The sequence below is a fragment of the Rhodococcus sp. NPDC080181 genome (assembly GCF_040702225.1).
GTDB lineage: Bacteria > Actinomycetota > Actinomycetes > Mycobacteriales > Mycobacteriaceae > Rhodococcoides > Rhodococcoides fascians.
Genome location: NZ_JBFBKN010000003.1, coordinates 262591 through 286278 on the forward strand (window position 1 = coordinate 262591; position 23688 = coordinate 286278).

Annotated in this window: 24 protein-coding genes and 1 riboswitch; of the genes, 13 read left to right on the forward strand and 11 right to left on the reverse strand. The window is 64.8% G+C overall.

Annotated elements, in window-relative coordinates; translation table 11 throughout:
- The first annotated feature begins 60 nt into the window (after window positions 1-60).
- The 3 genes from AB0O58_RS05330 (at window position 61) to AB0O58_RS05340 (ending at window position 1934) form a co-directional block, all read left to right on the forward strand.
- On the forward strand, window positions 61-894 hold the full coding sequence (locus tag AB0O58_RS05330) for a DUF72 domain-containing protein (protein ID WP_366237976.1): 834 nt from the start codon (window positions 61-63) through the stop codon (window positions 892-894).
- Window positions 895-1022: 128 nt separating this feature from the next.
- Window positions 1023-1724, forward strand: coding sequence for an NAD-dependent epimerase/dehydratase family protein (locus AB0O58_RS05335; protein WP_283541994.1), 702 nt, complete (start codon window positions 1023-1025; stop codon window positions 1722-1724).
- The gene (locus AB0O58_RS05340; RefSeq protein ID WP_283541995.1) at window positions 1725-1934 is read left to right on the forward strand and encodes a hypothetical protein; all 210 of its coding nucleotides are present in this window, start codon (window positions 1725-1727) and stop codon (window positions 1932-1934) included. It begins immediately after the preceding gene.
- A 238-nt stretch (window positions 1935-2172) separates the two neighbouring features.
- On the opposite strand, the gene AB0O58_RS05345 is transcribed toward AB0O58_RS05340, so the two are convergent.
- Window positions 2173-2739 carry a TetR family transcriptional regulator gene (locus AB0O58_RS05345; protein ID WP_032368008.1) on the reverse strand — a complete coding sequence of 189 codons (567 nt, stop codon included), beginning with the start codon at window positions 2737-2739 and terminating at the stop codon, window positions 2173-2175.
- A 117-nt stretch (window positions 2740-2856) separates the two neighbouring features.
- On the opposite strand from AB0O58_RS05345, the gene AB0O58_RS05350 reads away from it, so the two are divergent.
- Entirely contained in the window at window positions 2857-4440 is a 1584-nt protein-coding gene (locus AB0O58_RS05350) for an MFS transporter (protein ID WP_032382430.1), read from the forward strand.
- Between the two features lie 70 nt (window positions 4441-4510).
- On the opposite strand, the gene AB0O58_RS05355 is transcribed toward AB0O58_RS05350, so the two are convergent.
- The 3 genes from AB0O58_RS05355 to AB0O58_RS05365 form a co-directional block, all read right to left on the reverse strand.
- The gene (locus tag AB0O58_RS05355) at window positions 4511-5257 is read right to left on the reverse strand and encodes a GTP pyrophosphokinase family protein (protein ID WP_027495176.1); all 747 of its coding nucleotides are present in this window, start codon (window positions 5255-5257) and stop codon (window positions 4511-4513) included.
- Between the two features lie 422 nt (window positions 5258-5679).
- A complete protein-coding gene (locus tag AB0O58_RS05360; protein ID WP_094611554.1) occupies window positions 5680-5835 on the reverse strand; it encodes a DUF6131 family protein in 156 nt (51 codons plus the stop codon).
- A gap of 93 nt (window positions 5836-5928) precedes the next feature.
- A complete protein-coding gene (locus AB0O58_RS05365; protein ID WP_236253927.1) occupies window positions 5929-7878 on the reverse strand; it encodes a DEAD/DEAH box helicase in 1950 nt (649 codons plus the stop codon).
- Between the two features lie 48 nt (window positions 7879-7926).
- On the opposite strand from AB0O58_RS05365, the gene AB0O58_RS05370 reads away from it, so the two are divergent.
- The 5 genes from AB0O58_RS05370 to AB0O58_RS05390 all read left to right on the forward strand — a co-directional run bounded on the left by AB0O58_RS05370 (window position 7927) and on the right by AB0O58_RS05390 (window position 13370).
- Window positions 7927-8640, forward strand: coding sequence for a type 1 glutamine amidotransferase (locus tag AB0O58_RS05370; RefSeq protein ID WP_366237977.1), 714 nt, complete (start codon window positions 7927-7929; stop codon window positions 8638-8640).
- Window positions 8641-8649: 9 nt separating this feature from the next.
- Window positions 8650-9828: an alpha-hydroxy-acid oxidizing protein gene (locus tag AB0O58_RS05375; protein WP_027495180.1), complete on the forward strand. Its 1179-nt coding sequence runs from the start codon at window positions 8650-8652 to the stop codon at window positions 9826-9828.
- Window positions 9828-11123: an alpha-amylase family glycosyl hydrolase gene (locus tag AB0O58_RS05380; protein ID WP_366237978.1), complete on the forward strand. Its 1296-nt coding sequence runs from the start codon at window positions 9828-9830 to the stop codon at window positions 11121-11123. Before AB0O58_RS05375 ends, AB0O58_RS05380 begins: the two co-directional genes overlap by 1 nt.
- Before the next feature lie 73 nt (window positions 11124-11196).
- A riboswitch (TPP riboswitch) is annotated at window positions 11197-11289 on the forward strand.
- 49 nt (window positions 11290-11338) lie between these two features.
- Window positions 11339-12100 (forward strand): 3-oxoacyl-ACP reductase, encoded by a 762-nt coding sequence (locus AB0O58_RS05385; protein WP_230074158.1) that lies wholly within the window; start codon window positions 11339-11341, stop codon window positions 12098-12100.
- A 1-nt stretch (window position 12101) separates the two neighbouring features.
- Window positions 12102-13370: an LLM class flavin-dependent oxidoreductase gene (locus AB0O58_RS05390; RefSeq protein WP_032400998.1), complete on the forward strand. Its 1269-nt coding sequence runs from the start codon at window positions 12102-12104 to the stop codon at window positions 13368-13370.
- Between the two features lie 9 nt (window positions 13371-13379).
- Here AB0O58_RS05390 and AB0O58_RS05395 read toward each other — a convergent pair whose 3' ends face one another.
- The 3 genes from AB0O58_RS05395 to AB0O58_RS05405 all read right to left on the reverse strand — a co-directional run bounded on the left by AB0O58_RS05395 (window position 13380) and on the right by AB0O58_RS05405 (window position 16285).
- On the reverse strand, window positions 13380-14270 hold the full coding sequence (locus AB0O58_RS05395; protein WP_032400999.1) for an alpha/beta fold hydrolase: 891 nt from the start codon (window positions 14268-14270) through the stop codon (window positions 13380-13382).
- Between the two features lie 12 nt (window positions 14271-14282).
- Complete coding sequence (locus tag AB0O58_RS05400; RefSeq protein ID WP_230593531.1) at window positions 14283-15302, reverse strand: PDR/VanB family oxidoreductase; 1020 nt, start codon at window positions 15300-15302, stop codon at window positions 14283-14285.
- A gap of 83 nt (window positions 15303-15385) precedes the next feature.
- Window positions 15386-16285: a metal-dependent hydrolase gene (locus tag AB0O58_RS05405; RefSeq protein ID WP_027495186.1), complete on the reverse strand. Its 900-nt coding sequence runs from the start codon at window positions 16283-16285 to the stop codon at window positions 15386-15388.
- 114 nt (window positions 16286-16399) lie between these two features.
- Here AB0O58_RS05405 and AB0O58_RS05410 point away from each other — a divergent pair, with 114 nt between their 5' ends.
- Window positions 16400-16915, forward strand: a complete 516-nt coding sequence (locus AB0O58_RS05410; protein WP_283550289.1) for a hypothetical protein — start codon at window positions 16400-16402, stop codon at window positions 16913-16915.
- Window positions 16916-17055: 140 nt separating this feature from the next.
- On the opposite strand, the gene AB0O58_RS05415 is transcribed toward AB0O58_RS05410, so the two are convergent.
- Entirely contained in the window at window positions 17056-17523 is a 468-nt protein-coding gene (locus AB0O58_RS05415) for a 2-isopropylmalate synthase (protein ID WP_283550288.1), read from the reverse strand.
- A gap of 229 nt (window positions 17524-17752) precedes the next feature.
- On the opposite strand from AB0O58_RS05415, the gene AB0O58_RS05420 reads away from it, so the two are divergent.
- Complete coding sequence (locus tag AB0O58_RS05420) at window positions 17753-18955, forward strand: ATP-binding protein (protein ID WP_032367752.1); 1203 nt, start codon at window positions 17753-17755, stop codon at window positions 18953-18955.
- 10 nt (window positions 18956-18965) lie between these two features.
- Here AB0O58_RS05420 and AB0O58_RS05425 read toward each other — a convergent pair whose 3' ends face one another.
- A complete protein-coding gene (locus AB0O58_RS05425; protein ID WP_366237979.1) occupies window positions 18966-20147 on the reverse strand; it encodes an alkane 1-monooxygenase in 1182 nt (393 codons plus the stop codon).
- A 167-nt stretch (window positions 20148-20314) separates the two neighbouring features.
- On the opposite strand from AB0O58_RS05425, the gene AB0O58_RS05430 reads away from it, so the two are divergent.
- Together AB0O58_RS05430 and AB0O58_RS05435 are read left to right on the forward strand one after the other, a co-directional pair.
- Window positions 20315-21181, forward strand: coding sequence for an alpha/beta hydrolase (locus tag AB0O58_RS05430; protein WP_045841608.1), 867 nt, complete (start codon window positions 20315-20317; stop codon window positions 21179-21181).
- A 30-nt stretch (window positions 21182-21211) separates the two neighbouring features.
- Entirely contained in the window at window positions 21212-22060 is an 849-nt protein-coding gene (locus tag AB0O58_RS05435; protein ID WP_045841609.1) for a patatin-like phospholipase family protein, read from the forward strand.
- A 16-nt stretch (window positions 22061-22076) separates the two neighbouring features.
- Here AB0O58_RS05435 and AB0O58_RS05440 read toward each other — a convergent pair whose 3' ends face one another.
- Both AB0O58_RS05440 and AB0O58_RS05445 read right to left on the reverse strand, forming a co-directional pair.
- Window positions 22077-22985, reverse strand: coding sequence for an amidohydrolase family protein (locus AB0O58_RS05440; protein ID WP_366237980.1), 909 nt, complete (start codon window positions 22983-22985; stop codon window positions 22077-22079).
- Window positions 22972-23658 (reverse strand): dienelactone hydrolase family protein, encoded by a 687-nt coding sequence (locus AB0O58_RS05445; protein WP_366237981.1) that lies wholly within the window; start codon window positions 23656-23658, stop codon window positions 22972-22974. Before AB0O58_RS05445 ends, AB0O58_RS05440 begins: the two co-directional genes overlap by 14 nt.
- Between the last annotated feature and the right edge of the window lie 30 nt (window positions 23659-23688).

Genomic DNA, 23688 nt, shown 5'->3' on the forward strand with positions numbered 1-23688 from the left:
GCTACCGATACCAGCGCCGGAGCCGCGGAAACCGCAGGGCTGCCCGGCTACAGTCGGCTCATGTCCGCGCAGCATCGCCCTCGGGTTCTGATCGGTATCTCCGGCTGGACGTACGCGCCGTGGCGAGGGGATTTCTACCCGAGCGGTCTCGCGCATCGCAAGGAACTCGGGTACGCGTCCGAGCACCTGACGTCGATCGAGATCAACGGCACGTTCTATGCGATGCAGAAGCCGTCGAGCTTCACCAAGTGGCACGACGAGACTCCGGATGACTTCGTGTTCTCCATCAAGGGTGGGCGGTACGTCACGCACATCAAGCGGCTCGTCGGCGTCGAGTCGGCATTGGCGAACTTCTTCGCCACCGGGGTCCTCACCCTCGGTGACAAGCTGGGGCCATTCTTGTGGCAGCTCCCACCCAATCTCGAGTTCGACGCGCAGAAGATGACGGACTTCTGCGCCCTGTTGCCCAGAACTGTCTCTGTAGCAGTAACTCTGGCGGAGTCGCGGGACGACAAACTGGCCGAGGATCGAGTGCTGTTGCCGGCTGCGTCGTCTCGGCCACTGCGGCACTGTATCGAAGCCAGGCATGCAAGCTTCGCCTCCGACGAGGCAGTGGAACTGTTGCGCGAGAACGACATTGCGATCGTGGTTGCCGACACCGCCGGAAAGTACCCGTACATCGACACCCCCACAGCGGATTTCATGTACGCGCGACTGCACGGAGACGAAGAGTTGTACGCCAGCGGCTACACCGACGACGCTCTCGATCGATGGGCCACCAAGATCTCCGAGTGGACGTCGGCGGGCCGGGACGTCTTCGTGTACTTCGACAACGACATCAAGGGCTACGCACCCTTCGACGCCATGAAACTCATCGAGCGCGTCGGTCAGTAATTTATTCCGCTTTCTAGCCCGAGGGGAAGAGATGCCTATAGAGAGCTATTGTGCGTCTCTGCTGTCAGCAGAGCTCCAACCATCCTGATCGGACCGAGTCACTTCACGTCGCCCTGCACACTGAACCCATGAAACTTCTGGTGCTCGGCGGCAGCGATTTCGTGGGGCGAACAGCCGTCGAGCATGCCCTTGCGCTCGAATGGGATGTCACTGTGCTCAACCGCGGGACCTCCCCGCCGAACGAGCGAGTCACTGCTCTGCGCGGAAATCGACTGGACGCCGACGGACTCCAGGCGCTACGTGAGCAACACTGGGACACGGTGTTCGATACGTGGTCCTCGGATCCGACTGCCGTCGAACGGTCCGCTGCACAGTTGGCGGATCGAGTGCAGAGCTACATCTACGTGTCGAGCAGATCCGTCTATGGCACTCCGGCTGCCGGTGCGAACGAAAACTGGCCCATAGTAACGGGATTCGGTACCGACTATGCCCGACAGAAGGCTGCCGGCGAACGAGCCGTCGTCGATGCGTTGGGCGATAGAGCATTGCTGATTCGGGCCGGACTGATTCTCGGACCATACGAGAACATCGGCCGTCTGCCGTGGTGGTTGAACAGAATCGAGCGTGCAGGGGATGTACTTGCGCCCGGCCCCGCCGACCTGGCACTGCAGTACATCGACGCGCGCGATCTTGTCGGCTGGGCTCTGGACGCGGCGGCCCGTGGGCTCGGGGGTCCGTACGACGTGGTGAGTCGGCCCGGGCACACGACGATGGGCGAGGTGCTGCAGACATGTATCACGGCAACCCGGTCCGACGCTCGGCTGTGTTAGGTGGAACCGGAAGTGCTCAGCGCTGCCGGCGTACAGCCATGGACCGAGCTACCGATCTGGATACCGCCTGGTGCAGATCATGATTCGTTGCACGCGTCCGACGTATCGAAGGCAATGGCGGCAGGGCTTCGAGCACGGCCGATCGAGGAGACCGTCACGGACACGTGGATGTGGCTGCAGTCGGTCGGCGGTGTGGCACCCACGAGGTGACCGGCCGACCGTCGGACTCTCGGCCGATCGTGAGGCGGCAATACTGGCGAATGCGAGACGGGCGGAGGGTTGGTGACGTGTGCAGACGCGAGCGCACTTGCCAGATGCGCGCAGAATAGCGACGTGATCGGTGTCGAATTCGCTCGCGTCTGGCAAACGCGCGCGCGTTTGCGGAAATGGGGGCCGCTACCCCACTATTCCGCACTCTTGCGTCAAAGCTAGATATCGATAGACAGCGCTACGGAGCGCAGAGTCGACGCACGGCGGCTTCGATTTTCGACGCCCGACGCTGAATTTCGGCGTCGTCGGCAGGCTCGCAGTGCGGGCTCGGCGCGGTCATCCACGCCGAAGTGATGCCGAACATCATGGTGATCAGATCCTCGACGGTGAAGGCGTCGGAGATCAGTCCGTCTCGCTGGGCGTCGGCCATGGCCCTGTGTCGCTCGGCGATGACCGAGTGGATGTCGTCGGTGCCCGAGGTCGCCATACCGCCCTGAAGCTGAGTCCACAGCAGGAGGCGGTGCTCCTCGGGATGCGCAGCGAGGTGCAGGTATTCGCGCGCTGCGTATCCGCCGAGGTCGTCGACGGCGAAGGGTACTTCGTCGATGAACCGCGCGAACCCGTCCTCGACGACGGCCCGGAACAGGGCTTCCTTGTCCCCGAAGTACGCGTACAGACGTTCCTTGCTGGCCTTGGCTGCGGCCGCGATCCGATCGACGCGGGCCCCAGCCAGCCCGTGTACCGAGAACTCGTCCCGGGCGGCGACGACGATGCGGGCGCGGGTCGCACTGGCGTCAGGTTTCATGGCGGTCACCATACCCCCAACCAACTAGTTCGTTTGACTATTGGTTCTGGGTCGCCTACCTTTTTGCTCGGGACATTTTTCGTGCCCAGAATCAACGAGTACGAGTGGGGTAGAAACATGTCGCAGCTCTCCGAGCGCGAAGCGCCGGATCTGAATCCGAACTACGAGCGCCGATGGCTGGTGCTGTGCATCGTCGCCATCACGCAGCTCACGATCGTGCTCGACGGCACGATCGTCAACATTGCGCTGCCGCAGGCTCAGCTGGACCTGGGCATCAGCGACAGCAGCCGCGCCTGGGTCATCACCGCCTACGCGTTGTCGTTCGGCGCACTGCTGCTGCTCGGCGGACGCATCGCCGACTACTGGGGACGCAAGCGCTCGTTCATCGTCGGCATGGCAGGCTTCGCCGTTGCCTCCGCTATCGGCGGACTCGCCCAAGAAGGCTGGCAGCTGTTCATCGCGCGCGCCGGCCAGGGTGTGTTCGCTGCACTGCTCGCCCCGGCAGCACTGGCCATCCTGACGGTGACGTTCACCGACACGAAGGAACGCGCCAAAGCGTTCGGCGTCTTCGGCGCCATTGCCGGTGGCGGCGCAGCGGTCGGCCTACTCCTCGGCGGAGTGCTCACCGAATACGCGAACTGGCGCTGGTGCCTGCTGGTCAACATCCCGGTCGCAGTGTTCGCCATCGCTGCAGCGGTGCCGCTGGTGAAGGAGAGCAAGGCTCACGGAGACACCCGCTACGACCTGCCCGGCGCGATCCTCGTCGCTCTCGGTCTGGCCTCGCTGGTCTACGGCTTCACCGAGGCCGAAGACGGCTGGGCGACGGTACCCACCATCTCGTTCATCGCGCTCGGCCTCGCTCTGCTGGCCGCGTTCGTCGTCGTCGAGTCCAAGTCCGCCAACCCGCTGCTGCCCTTGAGTGTGTTGCTCGACCGTGACCGCGGTGCCGCGTACATCGGCTCGGCCGTCATCGGCGCTGCCCTGCTCGGTGGCACGTTGTACCTCACGTTCTACTTCCAGATCGTGCTGGAGATGAGCCCGGTCATCGCCGGCGTCGCGTCGCTGCCGATGACCGGCGGCATTTTGATCACGGCCGCGCTCGCTTCTGCGCTCGTGCCGAAGATCGGACCCAAGCCGCTGATGGCCGTCGGTCCGGTCGTGTCCGCAGTCGGCCTGCTGCTGCTGACCCAGATCGGCGTCGACACCTCGTACTTCACGCACGTCCTGCCGGGCGTCGTGCTGCTCGGCCTCGGCCTCGGTCTGCTGATGGTTCCGATGCAGAACGTCGCACTGATCGGCGTTCCCGATCACGACGCAGGTGCCGCATCGGCGCTGATCAACGCCACCCTGCAGGTCGGTGGTGCACTCGGTGCTGCGGTGTTCACCACCGTCTACACCTCGTCGAAGACCTCGTACCTGGCCGAGAATCCGGCACCGACTCCGCCCGCCGGAGTTCCCGCGGAAGCTCTCGCCGGCCAGGAAGTGCCCAGCGACGAGATGTTGGCCGCGCTGCCGGAGCCGATCCGCAACTTCGTGCTCGCGACCATCGACCACGCGTTCTCGGCCGAGGTCTCCGGCTACGCCTGGGCATTCGGTACCGCCGCGATCCTCGTCGCGCTGGTGAGCCCGGTCGTGTTGCTGCTCGTCCGCGCGAAGAAAGACGACCTGCCCGTCGGCGACACCCCGGTACATATCGGATAACGCAGGCACGAACCGACAACCCCGCTGCTCAGCCGTCGAGCAGCGGGGTTGACGTTCTTCGAAGGCATCGTCAGTCCGGGTCGATTGCTTCGGCCTGCGCGGTGAGCAACATGTGCAGCAGCTCGGGGGGCAATGCCATCGGAGGCATCGCGCCGAGAGTGATGGAGTTGTCGGAGTCGCCGTTCAGTTCCTCCACCTCGTCGTGCAGGCTTTCCATCTTCTCGTCCAGCGTGTTGGCCGTCTCGGCGGCCTCGGTCAGTTCCGCCAACAGGGTGGGCGGAATCTGGCCGCGGTACTTGTAGAAGATCTTGTGCTCGAGGCTCGCCCAGAAATCCATGGCAATCGTGCGGATCTGGAGTTCGACCAGGACCGGTTGGACGCGATCGGACATGAACACCGGAATTTCGACGATGAGGTGCAAACTCTTGTAGCCGTTGGCTTTCGGGTTCGCGATGTAATCCTTGACCTCGACGACTCGAACGTCGGTCTGACTACTGAGCATGTCCGCGATGCGGTAGGTGTCGGAGATGAAGCTGCACGTGATGCGGACACCTGCGACGTCGAAGATGTTCTCGCGAATGGCGTCGAGCGTCAGTGCGCACTTCTTGCGCTGAGCCTTGTCGACGATGCTCTCGGGCGTCTTGAGTCGCGACGAGACATGCTCGATGGGGCTGTAGCGGTGGATGTGAGTGAATTCCTGCTTCAGGATGTTGATCTTGGTGATCAGTTCGTCGATTCCGAACTTGTAACTCATCATGAAGCGGGTGAAATCGTGCCTCAGCTGCACCAGGTCGACGACGGCTTCACTGTTGCTCATGCCCCCGATTGTCCACGATCGCCGGACGTGACCGCGCCGCGCGAGAATCGAAGCTGGCGTCGCTGCACGTGGCACCGAGTTCTGGGGTGAACCGCACGAGATTGCACCTCTGGCACTGATGGGTACGGTGATGCCCCCGCTCACACGAGCAAGCACGCGAACCCACCAGTACCGAACCGGCGACAAGCGGATGGCCGTTGGTGCAGTGAGTAGGTGCTCGTTCTGCCCACCGATCGCCGACGCGGTAGAGCGAGCCGGCAACCGGGTCGGTGTCGCGCTCGTCGGATGCCATCGCGCGCAACCGCCTTCGACACTGTCTACCGCCCGATTTGGACCGCCCGAAGTGGCTCCGCTGGCCGCATCGCCAACTCCGGGGGCCCGCTCAGACTAACAGAAATCGAACGTATGTTCTAACGTGGATGTCAAAACCACGTCTTGCGGCCACCGACTGCGCGCCCCATCGAACCGAGCAACGTCAGAACCGCGCCGACGACCACCAGAATGATGCCGATAGTCGTCAAAATTGAAATGCCGGCGAAATAGCCGATGAGGGCGAGGATGATTCCGAGAACGATCATGACTACTCCTGGTGCCAAAGTGAGCCCACTATCGACGAATTGTCGATGGGACCGAACCTACTCGGGCGCGTGGACGATTGCTCACAATTGTCGCTATTTTCCGGCATCCACTTTCGCCGCGAGGAAAGCCTCCGGATCGATCAGATCCGCCTGCCCCACGATCGATCCCAGATCCGCGATGCGCTCGATCCCGGTGAGCACCATCTCCTCCTCGACGGTGCCCTCGGCGTAGCCGTAGTAGCAGGTCGACGTGGTGTGGTTGTGGTCCTTGTCGATGCGGTTGGCGCGGCCCTCGATCTGCCTGATGTCGATGGGTGTCCACCGAGGATCGTGAATCAGCGTCACGCGCGGTGCGAGTGTGGAGACCGTCCCCTCCGGGAGCAGTAACTCGTTGGTGTGCAGGTTGATCGCGCTCGTGGTGGTCGAGACGATGACCGACGCGTCGCCGGTCTGAAATCGGCGAATCGACGCCTCCTGCTCGGGACTGCTCATGCTCCCGTCGACCACGGCGACCTCGAGCCCCTCGTCTCGAAGTGTCTGGGCCAGAGCAGCGACCGACTCGCGGTAGAACATCGAGACGAACACCTGATTGCCTGCCTTGACCCACGTCCGGACTTGATCCGCAGACGCGGGAATGCGCAGGTACGAGCACTTCTGGCGAAATCGCAGCGTCGCCGCACGGGTACTCGGATTCTTCTGCAGCACTCGCTTTCCGCCGACGGCCTTCCAGATCGGCAGGCCGACTTCCTTGCGGTAGTCCACCCACGCCGAGTTGTACAGCCGCTTCTGCGCGGCCGTGAGTTCCTGACCGAGGGGCTCCCGCGGCGTCGGTGGGGACGGCCGCGAAATAGACCACGGCACAGCGCCTCCCGACAACCAGCCGTGCACAGACGCGATGTCGCGGGCTCGCTTCGTCGCGTCCTCGGGCTCCCACCGCCACGTGGTCAACCCCGTCGTCGCCTTGCCTGCCTTGACGGCGAAGCCGGACTCGATGAGGAACTCCGCCCACTTCATCGTCACGGCATAGCCGAGATACTCGTCGTCACCGAGGATCTCGACGCCGCGGCTGCGTTCCACGGCACGGGCCATGTACGCGAAATGCAGCGGCTGATAGCCGGGAGTGGCAGACATCCACACGACGGATCGAGCCGCCTCCTGATACCGCCAGAGGATCTGCGACTGCTGCGACTCGATGTTCATCAACGCATGCGACTCGTCGGCGATCACCACGTCGATGTCGAACCGCAGCTCTCCCAGCGAGATGGTCCGCTTGTTCTGCGTCCGTTTACGTTTGCCCAGATCGGTCTCGGGGGGAACCGACAGCAGCTTCTTGGTGGACTGATAGGTGATCAGCAACCAACGCTTGCGGTCGGACGGCTCGATGTCGGCCTCGCTGTCTGCAATGGTGCGACGCCACCCCGGCAGCGCACCCTTGGGTGCCACCACCAGAACCGTGCCGATCTCGGCGGCCGACATCTGCCGCACGGCCTCGCACACGGCCAACGTCTTACCCAGACCCGTCGAATCCATCTGCGCGAAGTACGGGAAGCCGGCGTCGAGCGCGGCCAGATGGCGTCGGACCGATTCGAGTTGGGTGTCGCGAGGCTGCATCGCCCGTTCGCGCACCTCTTCGTCGCGCCAACTGTCGTTCGCGTCGTCCTCGAGCCACCGCTGCAGGCTGTACGGCATCGATTCGTACGGCTGCAGGTACTCGGGCAGTTCGGTTCCGTAATACGCGAACACGCGCGGTCCGGGGTACCAGCGCGCCCCCGCTGCGCCCGCCGCGGACCGATCCTCGAACGGCACGTCCAACACCCAGACGCGCTCGCCGGGATCGGGCACCCGAAGATCGGGGGCGGCGGACTTACGGGGCGAGGTCTTGCGCGGGGCTGCTCTCTTGCGAGGTGCGGCCTTCTTCGGGGCAGCTTTCTTCGCCGCAGGCTCACCGTTCTTCGCAGCCGCGAACTTTCGCGCAGCGCTGCTCTGCCCGGCCTTGACGGTGCGGGCAGTGGTGGATCGGGCAGTGCGTTTACGAGGTGGCATCGGATCCAGTCTGTCGTACGGTGTGCACGAACACCGTAAAGGAGCCCTGTGACATACCCGAACGACCCGCGCGCCGTAGTTCTCGTCCACGACCGGGACCCGTCCCTGGCGCGTCGCGATATCGGCACCCTCGCCGCCGAATTGCGCACCAGGGGTTTCCTGTTGGACGTGCATTCCTTCGACCACAGTCCCGATGTCGCACCACCGACGCTGTCCGACGCGCAGGTGGTCGTGGTCATGGGCTCACCCGACGCTGCGTACGACGACACCCTGACGTGGCTCGCGCCGGAGATCGCGTACGTGCAGCAGGCGATCGATGCGCAGGTCCCGGTTCTGGGTGTGTGCTTCGGCGGCCAGTTGCTTGCTCGCGTGCTCGGCGGATCCGTCCGCAAGTCCGAGTACCCCGAGTACGGATTCGTCGACGTCGAGATCTCCGATCCCGAGCTCGTCGCCTCGGGCCCGTGGATGGAATTCCACGGCGACACGTTCGTCGCGCCGCCGGAGGCCACGGTCATCGCCCGCAACGCGGCTGCGCAGCAGGCCTTCGTCTGCGGCCCGCACCTCGGGTTGCAGTTCCACCCCGAGATCGACCTCGACACCTACGATGCATGGGCGGCCGCGTGGGACCGCGACGGCGTCGAACACGCGGTGGACGTGCACCAGATCAGGCAGGACATTGCCGACTCCGAAGCTGCAGCTCGTGAGCGGTGCTCGGCGCTGCTGGACGCATTTCTCGCCCGATCCTCGGCGGTGCCCCGGTAGGGTCGAACGATGACCGAGGCCAGGCCCAGCAACTTCAGCGATCACCAGCTCGGCATCTACGCCGCCGGAATGTTCGCCCAGCAGACACCGTCGATCACCACCAACCTGGCGAGGCTGGAGGACCAGGCTGCCGAGAAGCTCTCGCCTGAGGCGCTCGGCTACATCGTCGCCAGCGCGGGCAGTGGCTCGACGGCGCGGGCGAACCGGGCCGCCTTCGACAGGTGGGCCATCACGCCGCGGATGCTGCGCAGCTCGGCCTCGCGTGATCATGCGTGCACCGTGCTCGGCACCGACATGCCTGCACCGCTGCTGATCGCGCCGGTGGGCATTCAGACTCTCGCCCATCCCGACGGTGAACTCGCGACGGTTCGCGCGGCTGCGGAACTCGGTGTGCCGTACATACATTCGACGCAGGCCTCGCATTCGTTCGAGCAGATCGCCGAGGCGGGCGGAGATGCGCCGCGCTGGTATCAGTTGTACTGGCCGACGGACGAATCGGTACTGCTGAGCTTCCTGCAGCGTGCGAAGGACACCGGATTCACCACGTTGGTGCTGACGCTCGACACGACGTTGCTGGGCTGGCGGCCCGCCGATCTCGACCGCGGGTACCTCCCGTTCTTGGCGAACCTCGGCATCGAGAACTATCTGAGCGATCCGGCGTTCCAAGCCGGACTCGCTCAGCCCGTCGAGGAGAATCCCGTTGCAGCCGCGATGCATTGGGCGCAGATGTTCCCCAACCCGGGGCTGTCGTGGAAGAACCTGGCGTTCCTGCGCGAGCATTGGGACGGCCCGATCGTGCTCAAGGGCATCTGCACCGTCGGCGACGCCCGAGAAGCGGCCGCCCACGGAGTCGACGGCATCGTCGTCTCCAACCACGGCGGTCGTCAGATCGACGGTGCCAGGCCGTCTCTCGACGCATTGCCGTCCATCGTGGATGCGGTCGGTGACGAACTGACGGTCCTGTTCGATTCGGGTGTACGGACCGGCGCGGACATGGCCAAGGCGCTTGCGCTCGGTGCCGATGCGGTTCTTCTCGGCCGCCCGTTCCTGTACGGTCTCGCCCTCGGCGGGCAGGAGGGTGTTGCACACGTACTACGTTGCCTACTGGCCGAATTCGACTTGGTGACCAGCCTGTCCGGTCATACCGGCGCGGGCGAGCTCGGTCGCGACTCGATCGAGGCGTCCTGATGGAGTGGACGAAGCACGCCATCTGGTGGCACCTGTACCCGCTCGGCTTCACCGGTGCGCCGGTGCACGGATGGGACGGTGAATCCCAATCGGATCTGCACCGGCTGAACAGAATCGAGAAGTGGCTCGACTACGCCCTCGAACTCGGCGCGTCGGGCATCGCCCTCGGTCCGATCTTCGAGTCGGAGAAGCACGGCTACGACACTGTCGACTACTACCACGTCGACGGTCGGCTCGGCACCGACGAGGATATCGATTCGCTGATCGCTGCGGCGCATTCCCGCGGTCTGAAGGTGATGTTCGACGGCGTCTTCAACCATGTGGCGCAGAGCTTTCCGAAGTTCCGTGAGGCTCTGGCCGAGGGCCCGGACTCCGAGGCCGCGGGGTGGTTTCACCTCGACTGGTCCGGGGACGAGCCGACGCACCGCAACTTCGAGGGCCACGACGAATTGGTCGCACTCAACCACGAGAGCCCGCACGTGCAGCAGTACGTCGTGGACGTACTGTCGCATTGGCTGGACCGCGGCGTCGACGCCTGGCGACTCGACGCGGCCTACGCGGTACCCCCGCGTTTCTGGGCCGCGGTGCTGCCGAAGGTTCGCGAGAAGCATTCGGACGCATACTTTCTGGGCGAAGTCATCCACGGTGACTACGACCGGATCGTCTCGGCCTCCACGTTGGACTCGGTTACGCAGTACGAACTGTGGAAGGCGATCTGGAGTGGGCTGAGCGAGAAGAATTTCTTCGAGCTCTCGCATGCCCTCGAGCGTCACAACGGCTGGCTCGACGCCTTCGTGCCCGCCACGTTCGTCGGAAATCACGACGTCAATCGCATCGCCAGCGTCATCGAAGACGAGCGACATCTGCTGCACGCGTTGGTGGTTCTGTTCACCGTGGGCGGGATGCCGATGATCTACTACGGCGACGAGCAGGCATTCCGCGGTATCAAGGAAGATCGCGTCGGCGGTGACGACGAGGTGCGTCCCGAATACCCCGACACCTCCAAGGATCTGGCACCGTACGGCTGGCCCGTCTACCGAGTGCATCAGGAGTTGATCGCAGTACGGCGTCGCAATCCGTGGTTGTACTCCGCACGCACCGAGACACTCGAGCTCACCAACACCGCGCTGCTCTACCGCGTGTACGCGGACGACAATTCCATGACGGTGGCGCTCAATCTCGGCGACGAGGCCATCGATTACCCGGCCCAGGGCAGCGAAGTATTGGCCGGTGAGGCGCACCTGAACGACGGACGGGTAAGCGTTCCTCCCCACGGCTGGGCTGTCATCGGCTGATCGCAGCATACGGTTGCATTCGGCTGTCTACGTTGAGCGTAAGAAAGCGGTAGAGAGACCTACAGGTACAGTCGAGCGCGACACGGGGTGCCCGTCAGGGCTGAGATCACACCCGTCGAACCTGATCTGGTTAGGACCAGCGAAGGGAATGTCGTGATGTCTCGGTATTTCCTGTCCCTCGCGACGGTCCCGACCTCGAACGAGAGGCGATGCACGTGAAGATCGACGAGCAGACAGTGTTGATCACCGGCGGCGGCCGCGGACTGGGAGCAGCGATTGCCGCTGCTTTCGCCGGTGAGGGCGCGCGTGTGGTGATCGACTACCGCACCAGCAAAGAGGCAGCGGAGGCGTTGGCGGACAGGCTCGGCGACCGGGCATTTGCTGTTCAGGGCGACGTGACCGACGAGAGCGCAGTGGCCTCGGTGTTCGACTCGGCCCGTGCGCATTTCGGCACTCCGATCACCACGGTCGTCAACAACGCGCTGGCCGACTTCTCGTTCGACGGGGATGCTCGCCCCAAGGCCGACACCATCACCTGGGATCGGTTCGACGCTCAGCTGCGAGGCAGCGTTCGCGCGGCACTGCTCACCACGCAGGCGGCCCTGCCGGGAATGCGTGAGGCGGGCTTCGGCCGAATCATCAACGTGGGCACCAACTTGTTCCAGAATCCGGTGGTGCCGTACCACGACTACACCGCCTCCAAGGCCGCCCTGCTCTCACTGACGCGCACGTTGTCGGTGGACCTGGGCGCGGACAACATCACCGTCAACATGGTGTCGGGCGGACTGCTTCGCACCACCGATGCCAGTGCCGCGACCCCGGCCGAGGTGTTCGACTTCATCGCGGCCTCGACCCCGCTGCAACGCGTCACCACGCCCGAGGAGTTCGCCGACGCTCTGCTGTTCTTCGCCTCCCCGTGGGCGCGGTCGGTAACCGGTCAGAACCTCGTTGTCGACGGCGGTTTGGTCAAGAACTGATATGCACCTCAACGCGTTTCTGTACGGCTGCGGACATCACAGTGCAGCGTGGCGGCATCCCGATTCGCGAGTGGAGGACCTGGGCAACATCGCGTACTACGAGGAACTTGCGCAGCTGGCCGAACGGGGAAAGTTCGACGCGGTGTTCTTTGCCGACGGGCATTCCGTTCGCGATCCGGCCGGCGCAGGAACCTGGTTTCTCGAACCGATCACGGCGCTGTCGGCCATGGCCAGAGCGACCACCCACATCGGTCTGGTCACGACTGTGTCGTCGACGTTCTACACCCCGTTCCATGCCGCGCGCATGCTGGCGTCGTTGGACCACATCAGCGGCGGCCGAGCCGGCTGGAACGTCGTCACCTCCATGTTCGACGCCGAAGCACGCAATCACGGAATGGACGCCATCCCGGCTCGGGAGGAGCGCTACGCACGCGCAGCAGAGTTCGTCGATACTGCACTGGCACTCTGGGATTCGTGGGAGCCCGATGCCCTGACGCTCGATCGCACCGGGATGTACGCCGACCCGGCCAAGGTGCACTCGATCGACCACGACGGCAAACACTTCCGAGTCGACGGCCCGCTGACGGTGCCGCGGTCGCCGCAGGGCAGGCCGGTTCTGTTTCAGGCCGGGGCGTCGGGCCCGGGCCGCGACCTGGCGGCGAAGTACGCCGAGGCGATCTACGCCGTCGCCTACGATCTCGTTGCCGCGCAGAGCTATTACGACGACGTGAAGGCGAGAATCGATCGAGCCGGTCGTGACAGTGCGGCAGTGGGCATCATGCCGGGTTTGGTGACGTACGTCGGATCGACGATGGAGGAGGCTCACCGGAAGAAGACCGAACTGGACGTCTTACTGCCGACGGAACAATCCCTGGCGATGCTCTCGACGTTCACCGGGCAGGATTGTGCTGCCTGGGAACTCGATGAACCGGTGCCCCCGCTACCGCCGGCAGCAGAGTTCACCGGACCGCAGGGCCGCTACGAGACGATCCTGCGCATCATCGAGAAGGATCGCCCCACCGTGCGTCAGTTGCTGGGCACCCTTGCGGCCGGCGGTGGGCATGCAACGATGATCGGCACGCCGGATTCCATTGCCGACGAGATGGAATCGTGGACGGGCCGCGGTGCCGATGGCTTCAACCTGATGTGCCCGCGCTACCCCGACTCACTCGCCGATTTCGTCGAACACGTGATCCCGATCCTACAGCAGCGCAGCCTGTTTCGATCCGAATACACGTCGTCCACGCTGCGCGGGCATCTGACCGGGTGACCTGAATATTCAGTCCAGCGATTCGATGAATTCCGTTGTCAATCGGGCAATGTCGTCGGCGTGGGAGATCGGCGACCAGTGACCCGCCGGAATGTCGTTGCGCGTGAGGTTCTTCACCCACTTGCCGGTGTCGTCGTAGTGGTACGGCCGCACCGCGACGTCCTCGGTGTTGACGATGAGATGCACCGGGATGTCGATGTATCGATCCCGCGGATTGGTCAGCAGCGGAATGATGTTGGCGCGGTACAACTTGGTGCCGTTGGTTGCGTCCGACCACAGTGTGGGGTTCTGGGTGACGAGCTTCGGATCGACGCCCGAGAACTCCTGGAGGAATGCCGGCCAGCCCTTGGCGAACTGTCGCTTGATGCGCAACGTCGACAGGCCGGGGATGTGGAAGGTGACGGTGTACCAGGACGCTCGGGTCTGCGCGAGAACCTGCTTGATGCCGGCAAGAGTGGGACGACGTAGCCGCGACTGCGACCACTTACCGAGGTGATCGAGGTTAGGTCCCGAAATCGATGTGTACGAATGGATTCGATCCTTCGCCTGGGGCTGGGCTGCGGCTTCCCAGACCTCCACGGCACCCCAGTCGTGAGCGAGCACGTGAACGGGAGCGTCGGGACTGACCGCATCTGCCACGGCATAGAAGTCCGCCGCCAACCGGGCCAACTTGTACGCCGACTGCTCGACGGGGACCGTGCTCTCGCCGGCTCCACGCGAGTCGTAGCTGATCACCCGAAAACGGTCTTCGAGTTGCGGCACGATGTGGCTCCACAGTTCGTGAGTATCGGGCCACCCGTGAACGAGGACGATGGGTTCGCCGTCGGGGTTTCCGCTCTCGAACACCGCCAACCGAATGCCCTCGTTGACGACCGTCGTACGAACTGCGTTGCTGCTCACTGTCTTTCCGTTCTATAGATCGAGTACGAGACGGGCACTTCGAGCGCGCGAGACGCAGATGAGCATGTGATCGCGCTGCTCCTCCGGGGTCAATCGCGACTCCAGGTGTTCGGGCTCGCCGGCGAGCACCCGCACCTTGCAGGTACCGCAGAAGCCCTGTTGGCACGAGTACGCGATATTGGGCTTCTGCTGCTTGACGGCCGTGAGCACGGAGGTGTCGGCGGCGACGTCGAGCACAGCGCCCGTGCTGATCAGCTGCACCTCGAACGGTGTGCCGTCGAGGATCGGCGGCGGGCCGAAGCGTTCGAAATGCAGTGCGGTGGCGGGGCACTGGCCGAAGTCGCGGCGAACGGCATCGAGCATGGGGGTAGGACCGCAGCAGTAGACGGCACCGCCTGCGGGTGCGCGCTCGAGCAATTCACCCTCGGTGGGGTACCCGTGCACGTCGTCGGTCCGGACGAACACGCGATCCGATTCCCAGCTCTCGATCTCGTCGAGAAAGGGCATCGTGTCCCGGGAGCGACCGCAGTACACGAACTGCCAATCCATCCCGAGAATCCGTGCGGCACGGACCATCGCGATGATGGGGGTGATGCCGATGCCGCCGGCGACGAACAGCGCGCTGCCCTCGGCGACGAAGGGAAAGCCGTTCCGTGGGCCGCGTACGGTGACCTCGGTGCCGGGCTCGAGTGCATGCATCTCGATGGATCCACCTGCGCCGGTTGGGATTCGGCGCACGGCGATCCGGTAGCAACTGCGGTCGGACGGATCGCCGCACAGCGAGTACTGCCGACGGCGACCCGACGGCAGATGTAGATCGAGGTGGCAGCCGGGATGCCAGGTCGGCAGCTGCTCCCCCGTCGGCGAGGCGAGGGTCAGAGCGGCGACGTTCTCGTCCTCGGCGATGATCTCGCGGTCGACGACCACCAGCCGCAGCGCGGAATCGGGATTGTGGCCGGCTACCGCGTCGTCGTACTCCTTGCCGGCAGTCGCATGCATGTAGCCGTTGAGGAACGTTCCGAGCATCTGCATCGAGCGATCGGCGCGGGGGCGTCCGCGGAGATCCGGTGGCGCGTCCTTGGGCAACAGCCGCGGAACGCGACCCGTCGAGAGCTTCACCGCGCCGCAGCCTGCGCGGCCGGGGACGACGCCAGGTAGCGCACGGCCTGAGCCGTCGAGCCTTCCTGACTCGGGTGATACGACTTCTTCAGGTAGCGAGACATACTGCGGCCGACGTGCGTCAGCGCCGGTAGCGTGCCGCGGCGAACAGACTTGCGCCACAGGGCCGATCGGGGCTTGCGGACCGACTTCGGGGCGCTCTGCAGCTCGGGGTCGTTCTTCATCAGGAAGATGATGCCGCGCATCCAGATGTACCCCATCAACGGAACGACCACGACGAACGTGCGCAGGCGACGTACCTCGCGCTTGTCGAAGTAACGAAGGGTGTCGTACGCAACCGAGCGGTGTTCCACTTCCTCGGCACCGTGCCACCGCAGCAGATCGAGCATCGTCGGATGGATGCCGGCTCGGTCCAGACCGTCGGCATTGAGTACCCAATCACCGAGGAACGCCGTCACGTGCTCGATGGCCGCGATGAGGGCCAGCCGCTCGACGAGATTGTTCTTCGATCGCAGACTCGTCACCGAATCCGATCCGAGGACCTTGCCGAAGGCCCATTCCATCTGATCGGTGAACGGAGTGGGGTCGAGTCCGTTGTTCTGCAGATGCACGAGGACGCCGGTATGGGCCTCGGCGTGTACGGCTTCCTGCCCGATGAAGCCGATGACGTCGTCGCGCAGCTTCTCGTCGTCGATGTAGGGCAGGGCCTCTTTGAACGTGTCGACGAACCAGTGTTCGCCGGCCGGGAGTAGTAGATGCAGCACGTTGAGGACGTGCGTGGTGTACGGATCGCCGGGCACCCAGTGCATCGGCAGATCGCTCCAGTCGAACTTGACGTTCCTGGCCTGAAGCATCACTTCGCCCGGGTCCGATGCGACGGCGTTGCGCTCGTTCATCGAGTCGACCTCCTCCACGTCCGCGATGTGGCCGCTGCCACAGTGCGCGACTTAGTATAAACACCGGTTACAGGTAAAAGGAACCGTGTCGGTGGACAGTGAGAGACTCCTGTGATGACCGACCCCTCCCCAGCGGCTGTTCCCCCGAGCAGCGTGCCCGTGGCCTGGCCCACCGAGTGGCCCGTCGATGTGCGTCGAATCGCGGACGCCACAGTCGATGCCCTTGCTGCTGTCGTGGCGCAGGATCCGATCGCGTTCGACGAAGCCGTCGAACTGTTGGACCGCTCGGACGCGGCCAAGGCCGGGAACGTGCATGCGGAGATGGTACGGAGTTTGCTCGAAGAGGTATACAGCGATGGCTTGACCGGGGAGAACGTCCAGGAAGTACTCGGCCGGACCGTCCGCGGAGCCGAGTGGCTTCCGAGCGTGGACATCGCCGGATTCGTCGAAGTGCTCACCGGCGCGCTGGGTGTGACGGACGTCTACGAACAGTCACGTTCGCGGCCGCGGCCCGCACATGCCCTGTTGGTGGTGGCGGATCTGCTCGCGGTTCGTCGAAGCCGCGCCGAGACGTATGTGCGCCGCGCACTCGCCGAGATCCACCGCGCGCAGACAGTGGAGATGCCCTAGCGAGATCTGCGCCTGTATTACTTGGACGCTAGAGAGGCGAAGAAAGCCCTACCAACGCGAGGGGTGTGTCGAGCTCGCAGTTGTGCAGGCAATGAGGGCGTTTTGGCCTACACAACTGCGAACTCGGCACTGGGTTGGGGCTACCGATGCAGCAGATTGGCCCCGGCGACGATGGCCCGGATCGACGACAGGGTTGCGTCGGGCTCGATGGACATCGACCATTCGCGGCGACCGTCGTGCTCGGCCAGGACGAAGGTGGCGGTCTCGTCGCCGATGCGCTGTTGGTGGAACGAGAGGATCTCGATGCGGAATCCGGCGTCGTGGAGCATCGACGTCAACGCCTCGATCGGTCCGTATGTTGTTGTGGCACAAGCGAAGATGGTGTCACCGATACCGAAGGTGGCGTCGAACGACATCTTGCCCCCGGTGGCCCCAGTGCCGGACCAGGAGCCCAGTCGGAGAGGCCCGGTGGTGGGCGAGAAGCGGTCGAGGAAGGCCGTCCACGACATGTGTTGCCCGGTGATCTCGTCGCGCATCGTGCGCGGCAGGGCGCAGCCGAAGCGAGCATGGAACGGATCTGTGGCGAAAGTCGAAGCGAGTGAATTCATGAGGGTGGTCCTGGCGAATGTGAAGGGAGGACCGAGAGAGCACGACGACCCGCAGCGAGGGGTCGGTCCGAATCAGACCCCGCTACGGCGGCGTACTACGAGAATGCGCTTCACGGAGCCGACAGTAGCCCCGGTCTCGGGCGTCCCGCAAGTATCGAACGAATACGGATCTCTAGGACACGAGCTAGATGTCCGCATATATCGCACGATTCGTTGTAACTTTGGCCCCATGGACCCCGTGCGTAACCCTTACGCTCCCGGCGCAGGCCAGCGCCCACCCGAGCTCGCCGGTCGAAAGAAGCAGCTCGACGCCTTCGACGTCGTCCTCGAACGCATCACCCGCGGCCGGCCGGAACGCAGCGTCGTTCTCACCGGGCTGCGCGGCGTCGGCAAGACGGTGCTGCTCAACCACCTCCGATCCGCGGCCATCGCGCGCGGTTGGGGCACCGGGAAGATCGAAGCTCGCCCCGACCAGGAACTGCGCCGGCCCCTGTCGTCGGCGCTGCACATGGCGGTACGCGGCATTGCGGCCTCGCATCGAGACCCCGAACGCGTCGACGAGTTTCTCGGCGTCCTCAAGGCCTTCGCGCTGCGCGCCACCGCGGACAAGGGGATGCGCGAACGGTGGCAACCGGGCATCGACGTCCCGGCGAAGACCGGCCGCGCCGACTCCGGCGACATCGAGATCGACCTCGTCGAACTGCTGCTCGACGCCTCCGCGCTGGCCGGGGACGTGGGTGTGGGCATCGCCATCTTCATCGACGAGATGCAGGACCTCGGTCCCGCAGACATCTCCGCACTGTGCGCGGCCTGCCACGAACTCAGTCAGGACACCGCGCCGCTGATCATCGTCGGGGCCGGACTACCGCACCTACCGGCCGTGTTGTCGGCATCCAAGAGTTACTCCGAGCGCCTGTTCAGCTACCACCGAATCGGCAGGCTCGAACGAGCCGCAGCAGATCTCGCGTTGATCGCGCCGGCCGACCGCGAGGACGTCGAATTCACCCCCGAGGCACTCGACGCGCTGTACGCAGCCGCCGATGGCTACCCCTACTTCGTGCAGGCCTACGGCAAAGCGACCTGGGATCTCGCCGCCGACAGCCCGATTTCCGCCGAGGACGTGCGTGTTGCCGCTCCGACGGCTGAGGAGGAACTGGCCGTCGGATTCTTCGGTTCGCGCTACGAACGCGCGACGCCCGCCGAACGCGAATACATGCGCGCGATGGCCGAACTGTCGGTGGACGACGGTTCGGTACCGACCTCGGCCGTGGCCACCGAGCTCAAACGCAAGCCGGCATCACTGTCGCCTGCCCGGGACGGCTTGATCAAGAAGGGCCTGATCTACTCGGCCGAGCGCGGCACGATCGCGTTCACGGTGCCGCATTTCGGGCGCTACCTGAGAGCGCAAACCGACGAGCCCGCTGCGGTCTGAGGCGTCGACGCTACGACTGCGCTCGCGCCCCGGTCAGCTTCTCGAGGCGGCGGACCGCGGTGCGATAGGTGCGGTCGACGTTGACGAGGCTCGGGTCGCCGTCGTAGAAGTCCATCAGGCGCTGATCCATCACCTTGCGCCACAAGGGCGGAACCATCGCGCAGAAGATCATCACCGCGTATCCGGCCGGGAGTTGCGGGGACTCGTCGACGGTGCGTAGTGCTTGGTAGCGGCGCACCGGATTCGCGTGATGATCGCTGTGGCGCTGCAGGTGGTACAGAAATAGATTGCTCCACAGGTGATCGCTGTTCCAGCTGTCCCGGTGCGAGGGCTTGGCGTAGCGACCGTCCGGACGCCTGGTGCGCATCAGGCCGTAGTGCTCGAGGTAGTTGGCCGCCTCGTACAGGACGATGGCGATGGCGGCCTGAATCAGTAGGTACGGCAACACGATCCAACCGAACACTGCGATCAGTGCCCCGAACAGAACGATGCTCATCGCGGCCGCGTTGAAAAGGTTGTTGCGCAGCGTCCACGGTGACGAGCCCGACCGCGCGAGTCGACGGGTTTCGAGATCCCAGGCCGAATGCAGACCGTGAAACATCGTGCGTGGCAGAAACTTCCAGAACGATTCGCCGAATTTCGCCGACGCCGGATCCTCGGGGGTGGCGACGCGCAGATGGTGGCCGTGGTTGTGCTCGACGTAGAAGTGGCCGTACAGCGTCTGCGCCAGAGTGACTTTGGAGAGCCACCGCTCGACGTTCTCGCGCTTGTGCCCCAGTTCGTGCGCGGCATTGATGCCGACGCCGCCGACGACGCCCACAGTGACGGCCAGACCGATCCTCTCCGGTGTGCCGAGTGGGCCGTGGGCCCACAGGTAACACGCGGCCACCAGGCCGGCGTACTGCAGCGGGAGGAAGAGGTAGACGCACCACCGGTAGTACTTGTCCTTGTCGAGTGCTGCGAGAGCCTCGTCGGGTGGATTGCTGCGATCGACGCCCGCGAACTTGTCGACCAACGGCAGCGCGATGCCCATGATCATCAGCCCGAGTGCCCAGAATGCGCCGGGTCCGAGGAGTGACACCAAGCCCCACGCCAGGAACGGGCTCAGCGGAATCGTCAGGCCGAGCGGCCAGAGATAACGCTTGGGATCGCGCCACGTCGGCGAGGCCCCTGCGGCGTCCTTGTCGGGCATGCGTGAACTCACTCCTGATCTTCGAGGCTGCCCACGCGGTACGAGGGGGTGCGGTGGTGGTCTGTCACAAGTACATCGCCACGCATCTGAGGATAGTTACCTAGACGAATCTGTGGGGTTCGAGCGATGGGCCGTCGAAGGCGTCGCGGTCCTTGTACGGTGACCGAATGCAGCATGTCGAGTCGTCGTTCGCCGGGGTACACGGAACTCGCATCGTCTACGACGTCTGGACCCCGGACGCCGCCGCCGATAACTCCCCTACCGGCGTTCTGGTGCTGGCCCACGGCCTGGCCGAGCACGCAGGTCGGTACCGACACGTGATCGAGCGGCTCGGCTCGCTCGGCCTCGTCGTCTACGCACCCGACCACCGCGGGCACGGGCGATCCGGCGGCAAACGAGTCTCTTTGGCGAAGTGGTCGGACTTCACCGACGACCTGCACACACTGTTCTCGATCGCGGCTGACGAGCACCCCGGCAGCCGCACCTTCCTCCTCGGACACAGCATGGGCGGTGCCATCGCGCTGTCCTACGCCCTCGACCATCAAGGTGATCTGGACGCACTGATGCTGTCCGGGCCTGCGGTCAACCCGTCCGTAGGTCAGCCGAAAGCGTTGGTCGCGGTGGGTGCAGTACTCGGCAGGTTCCTGCCCTCGCTGCCGGTTCTGAAACTCGACCCCAACGACGTCTCCCGCGACAAGGCCGTCGTCGACGCCTATGTCGCCGATCCGCTGGGCTATCACGGCAGCGTCACGGCCGGGCTCGCTGCAGCGTTGTTGCAGGAGAGTCGTACGTATCCCGCCAGATTGCCGTCGCTGACCATTCCGGTGTTGCTGCAGCACGGAACCGCAGACCGGTTGGCCGACGTCTCGGGCAGCGAGCTGATCGCCGAGCTGGCGGGATCCGAGGACCTGACCTTGAAAACCTACGACGGGCTGTTCCACGAAGTCTTCAACGAGCCGGAGCAGGAACGCGTGCTCGACGACCTGATCACGTGGTTACGGCCGCGGGTCGGCGGCGGGGCTGTAAGTTCCTGACGGGTCCAGCGGAAGAACGGGGTTACGACCATGGCCAGACGAGCGCTCGTATTGGGCGGCGGCGGTGTAGCGGGCATTGCGTGGCAAACAGGCGTCCTTCTGGGACTGGCCGAGGCCGGGGCCGATGTCAGCGACGCCGAGATGTTGCTCGGAACGTCGGCCGGTTCTTCGGTGGCTGCTCAGATCTCGAGCGGCACCCCGGTGTCGGAGTTCTTCGAGCGTCAGGCGGACGAGTCGAAGCAGGACAACGAGCCACACGCCGAGGCCACCATCGACGAGCTCGTCACCATGTTGGCCCGAGCAGCCCAGAACTCGGACGGCAGTGCGCTGGACACCCGCAGGCGCATCGGTGCCGAAGCTCTGGCGACAGCGACGATCAGCGAACGGGAACGACGAGCCATCATCGCCCGTCGACTGACGAAGCACTCGTGGCCCGACCGCGATCTGCGGATCGTCACCGTGGACGCCCTGACGGGGCGCCATCGAGTTCTGGACCGGGGATCGGGCGTCGAGCTCATCGACGCCGTGGCCGCGAGTTGCGCTATCCCGGGCATGTGGCCGCCGGTGACGATCGGCGATCACCGCTACGTCGACGGCGGTATCCGTGCGAGCGAGAACGCCGATCTGGCGGTGGGTTTCGAGAAGGTGCTGGTGCTCAAGGTCGGTGCACTCGACCTGGAAGGCGACCCCTTCGAGGTCGAACGGGGAAAATTGGTCAAGGGCGGCTCGAAGGTGGAAGTGATCGTTCCCGACGCGGCTTCGGCGGCTGCGATCGGACCCGACCCCACCGACATCGCCGTGCGCGCAGCGGCGGCAATAGCCGGCCGGGCGCAGGGCACCGCCATCGCCGAGCGTATCGCGGAATTCTGGGTGGGCTGAGACCCGCGAACGGGACTCAGCCGAACAGGGCCGCGCCGTTGCTCCAGCACACGGCGCGAACCCACTCGTCGCCGAGTCCGAGACGGCTCACCGCCTGCAGCGCGTCCAGGTAGGGGTACGGGATGTTCGGGAAGTCGCTCCCGAACAGAATGCGATCCTGTAGGTCCAGCAGCCGCGGCATCTCGTGCCGGGGAAACGGCGCAGCGGCTTCGGAGAAATCCGTGAAGGCCATGGTGGTGTCCAGGCGTACGTTCTCGTATCGATCGGCCAGATCGAGAAAATCGATGTACTCGGGCATGCCCATGTGCGCGACGATCAGCGGTAGCGTCGGAAACCGCTGCAGCAGAGCGGCGATCGGCTCGGGGCCGGTATACGAGCCGGGTGCCGGTCCGGAGCCGCAGTGGATGACCACCGGAATCTGCGCATCCGAAATGGTGCCCCAGACGCCGTCGAGCAGCGGGTCGTTGGGCGAGTAGTTCCCGACCTGGATGTGCGACTTGAAGATTCGGGTTCCGTTCGTCACCGCCTGCTCGACGTACTGCGTGGCTCCGTCCTCGGGATAGAACGTGGCAGTCTGCAGGCAATCGGGGGTGCGGGCCGCGAAGTCGGCACCCCAGGAGTTCAGCCAGGCCGCCATGGCAGGTTTGTGCGGGTAGATCATCGACGTGAATCGCCGCACGCCGAACCCTCGAATCACCTGCAGCCGTCGGTCTTCGGCGAAGCGGTACGAGATGGGCCAGGCGCTGCCCGTCAGCGGGCCTGCGCTGTCGAAGTAGCTCCATACTTTGTCCATCACGTTCTTCGGCATGAAGTGCGTGTGGACGTCGAACAGGCCGGGCAGCGCCAGCTCGGTCCAGAAGGCGACGATGCGTTCGGTCTCCGCCGCCAGTTCGGCGTCGGAGCGAGGGTGCTCAGCGTGCGACATGCGCGTCGAACCACTCGAGGGTCCTGGTCCACGCGTCGCCTGCGGCTGCGGCATCGAACACGGCAGGGCGGTCGTCGCAGTGAAAGCCGTGCTTGCCGTGGGGGTATCGGGTGATCTCGGTGCCGACGGGTGCCGTGGCGGTGATCTCCCGCAGTGTCTCGACGTCCTGGAACGGAATGCCCTCATCCAGATCTCCGAAGAAGCCGTGCCACGGTGTCTGGAGGGCGTCGCCCACCGAGGGCATCGCGGGATAACCGAAGCGGCCCTTCGTGATTCCGCCACCGTAGAACGTGGCGGCCGCACCGAGTTGCCGTCGAACCGCGGTGTGGAAGGCCACGGTCCCGCCCATGCAGAAGCCGACGATCGCGATGGACGAGGGCTCGAACCCCAGTTCGGCCAGCGCACTCGCCGCCGCGTCCACGTCGGAGTCCACCTCGTCCGCCTCGAGTTTCCCGATGGCCGCCATGGCGGAATCCATGTCCGAGTAGTCGAGCACGCTCACCCCCTCCTGCCGGTGGAACAGATGCGGAGCCACGGCTACCCAGCCTGCGGCCGCGACCCGATTGCAGACGTCGACGATGTGGTCGGTGACCCCGAAGGCTTCTTGGATGACGATGACGCCGCCGCGGGCGGTGCCGTCGGGCGAGACGACGGTGAGGGGAGTGGTGTTCACCCCTCGATTGGAGCACATCACCAGGAGTGG

Bases quoted from the DNA above. Each gene is read 5' to 3' on its own strand.
- AB0O58_RS05330 (WP_366237976.1), top strand. From the start codon at position 61: ATGTCCGCGCAGCATCGCCCTCGGGTTCTGATCGGTATCTCCGGCTGG.
- AB0O58_RS05335 (WP_283541994.1), top strand. From the start codon at position 1,023: ATGAAACTTCTGGTGCTCGGCGGCAGCGATTTCGTGGGGCGAACAGCC.
- AB0O58_RS05345 (WP_032368008.1), bottom strand. From the start codon at position 2,739: ATGAAACCTGACGCCAGTGCGACCCGCGCCCGCATCGTCGTCGCCGCC.
- AB0O58_RS05350 (WP_032382430.1), top strand. From the start codon at position 2,857: ATGTCGCAGCTCTCCGAGCGCGAAGCGCCGGATCTGAATCCGAACTAC.
- AB0O58_RS05355 (WP_027495176.1), bottom strand. From the start codon at position 5,257: ATGAGCAACAGTGAAGCCGTCGTCGACCTGGTGCAGCTGAGGCACGAT.
- AB0O58_RS05360 (WP_094611554.1), bottom strand. From the start codon at position 5,835: ATGATCGTTCTCGGAATCATCCTCGCCCTCATCGGCTATTTCGCCGGC.
- AB0O58_RS05365 (WP_236253927.1), bottom strand. From the start codon at position 7,878: ATGCCACCTCGTAAACGCACTGCCCGATCCACCACTGCCCGCACCGTC.
- AB0O58_RS05375 (WP_027495180.1), top strand. From the start codon at position 8,650: ATGACCGAGGCCAGGCCCAGCAACTTCAGCGATCACCAGCTCGGCATC.
- AB0O58_RS05380 (WP_366237978.1), top strand. From the start codon at position 9,828: ATGGAGTGGACGAAGCACGCCATCTGGTGGCACCTGTACCCGCTCGGC.
- AB0O58_RS05390 (WP_032400998.1), top strand. From the start codon at position 12,102: ATGCACCTCAACGCGTTTCTGTACGGCTGCGGACATCACAGTGCAGCG.
- AB0O58_RS05400 (WP_230593531.1), bottom strand. From the start codon at position 15,302: ATGCAGATGCTCGGAACGTTCCTCAACGGCTACATGCATGCGACTGCC.
- AB0O58_RS05405 (WP_027495186.1), bottom strand. From the start codon at position 16,285: ATGAACGAGCGCAACGCCGTCGCATCGGACCCGGGCGAAGTGATGCTT.
- AB0O58_RS05410 (WP_283550289.1), top strand. From the start codon at position 16,400: ATGACCGACCCCTCCCCAGCGGCTGTTCCCCCGAGCAGCGTGCCCGTG.
- AB0O58_RS05415 (WP_283550288.1), bottom strand. From the start codon at position 17,523: ATGAATTCACTCGCTTCGACTTTCGCCACAGATCCGTTCCATGCTCGC.
- AB0O58_RS05420 (WP_032367752.1), top strand. From the start codon at position 17,753: ATGGACCCCGTGCGTAACCCTTACGCTCCCGGCGCAGGCCAGCGCCCA.
- AB0O58_RS05425 (WP_366237979.1), bottom strand. From the start codon at position 20,147: ATGCCCGACAAGGACGCCGCAGGGGCCTCGCCGACGTGGCGCGATCCC.
- AB0O58_RS05430 (WP_045841608.1), top strand. From the start codon at position 20,315: ATGCAGCATGTCGAGTCGTCGTTCGCCGGGGTACACGGAACTCGCATC.
- AB0O58_RS05435 (WP_045841609.1), top strand. From the start codon at position 21,212: ATGGCCAGACGAGCGCTCGTATTGGGCGGCGGCGGTGTAGCGGGCATT.
- AB0O58_RS05440 (WP_366237980.1), bottom strand. From the start codon at position 22,985: ATGTCGCACGCTGAGCACCCTCGCTCCGACGCCGAACTGGCGGCGGAG.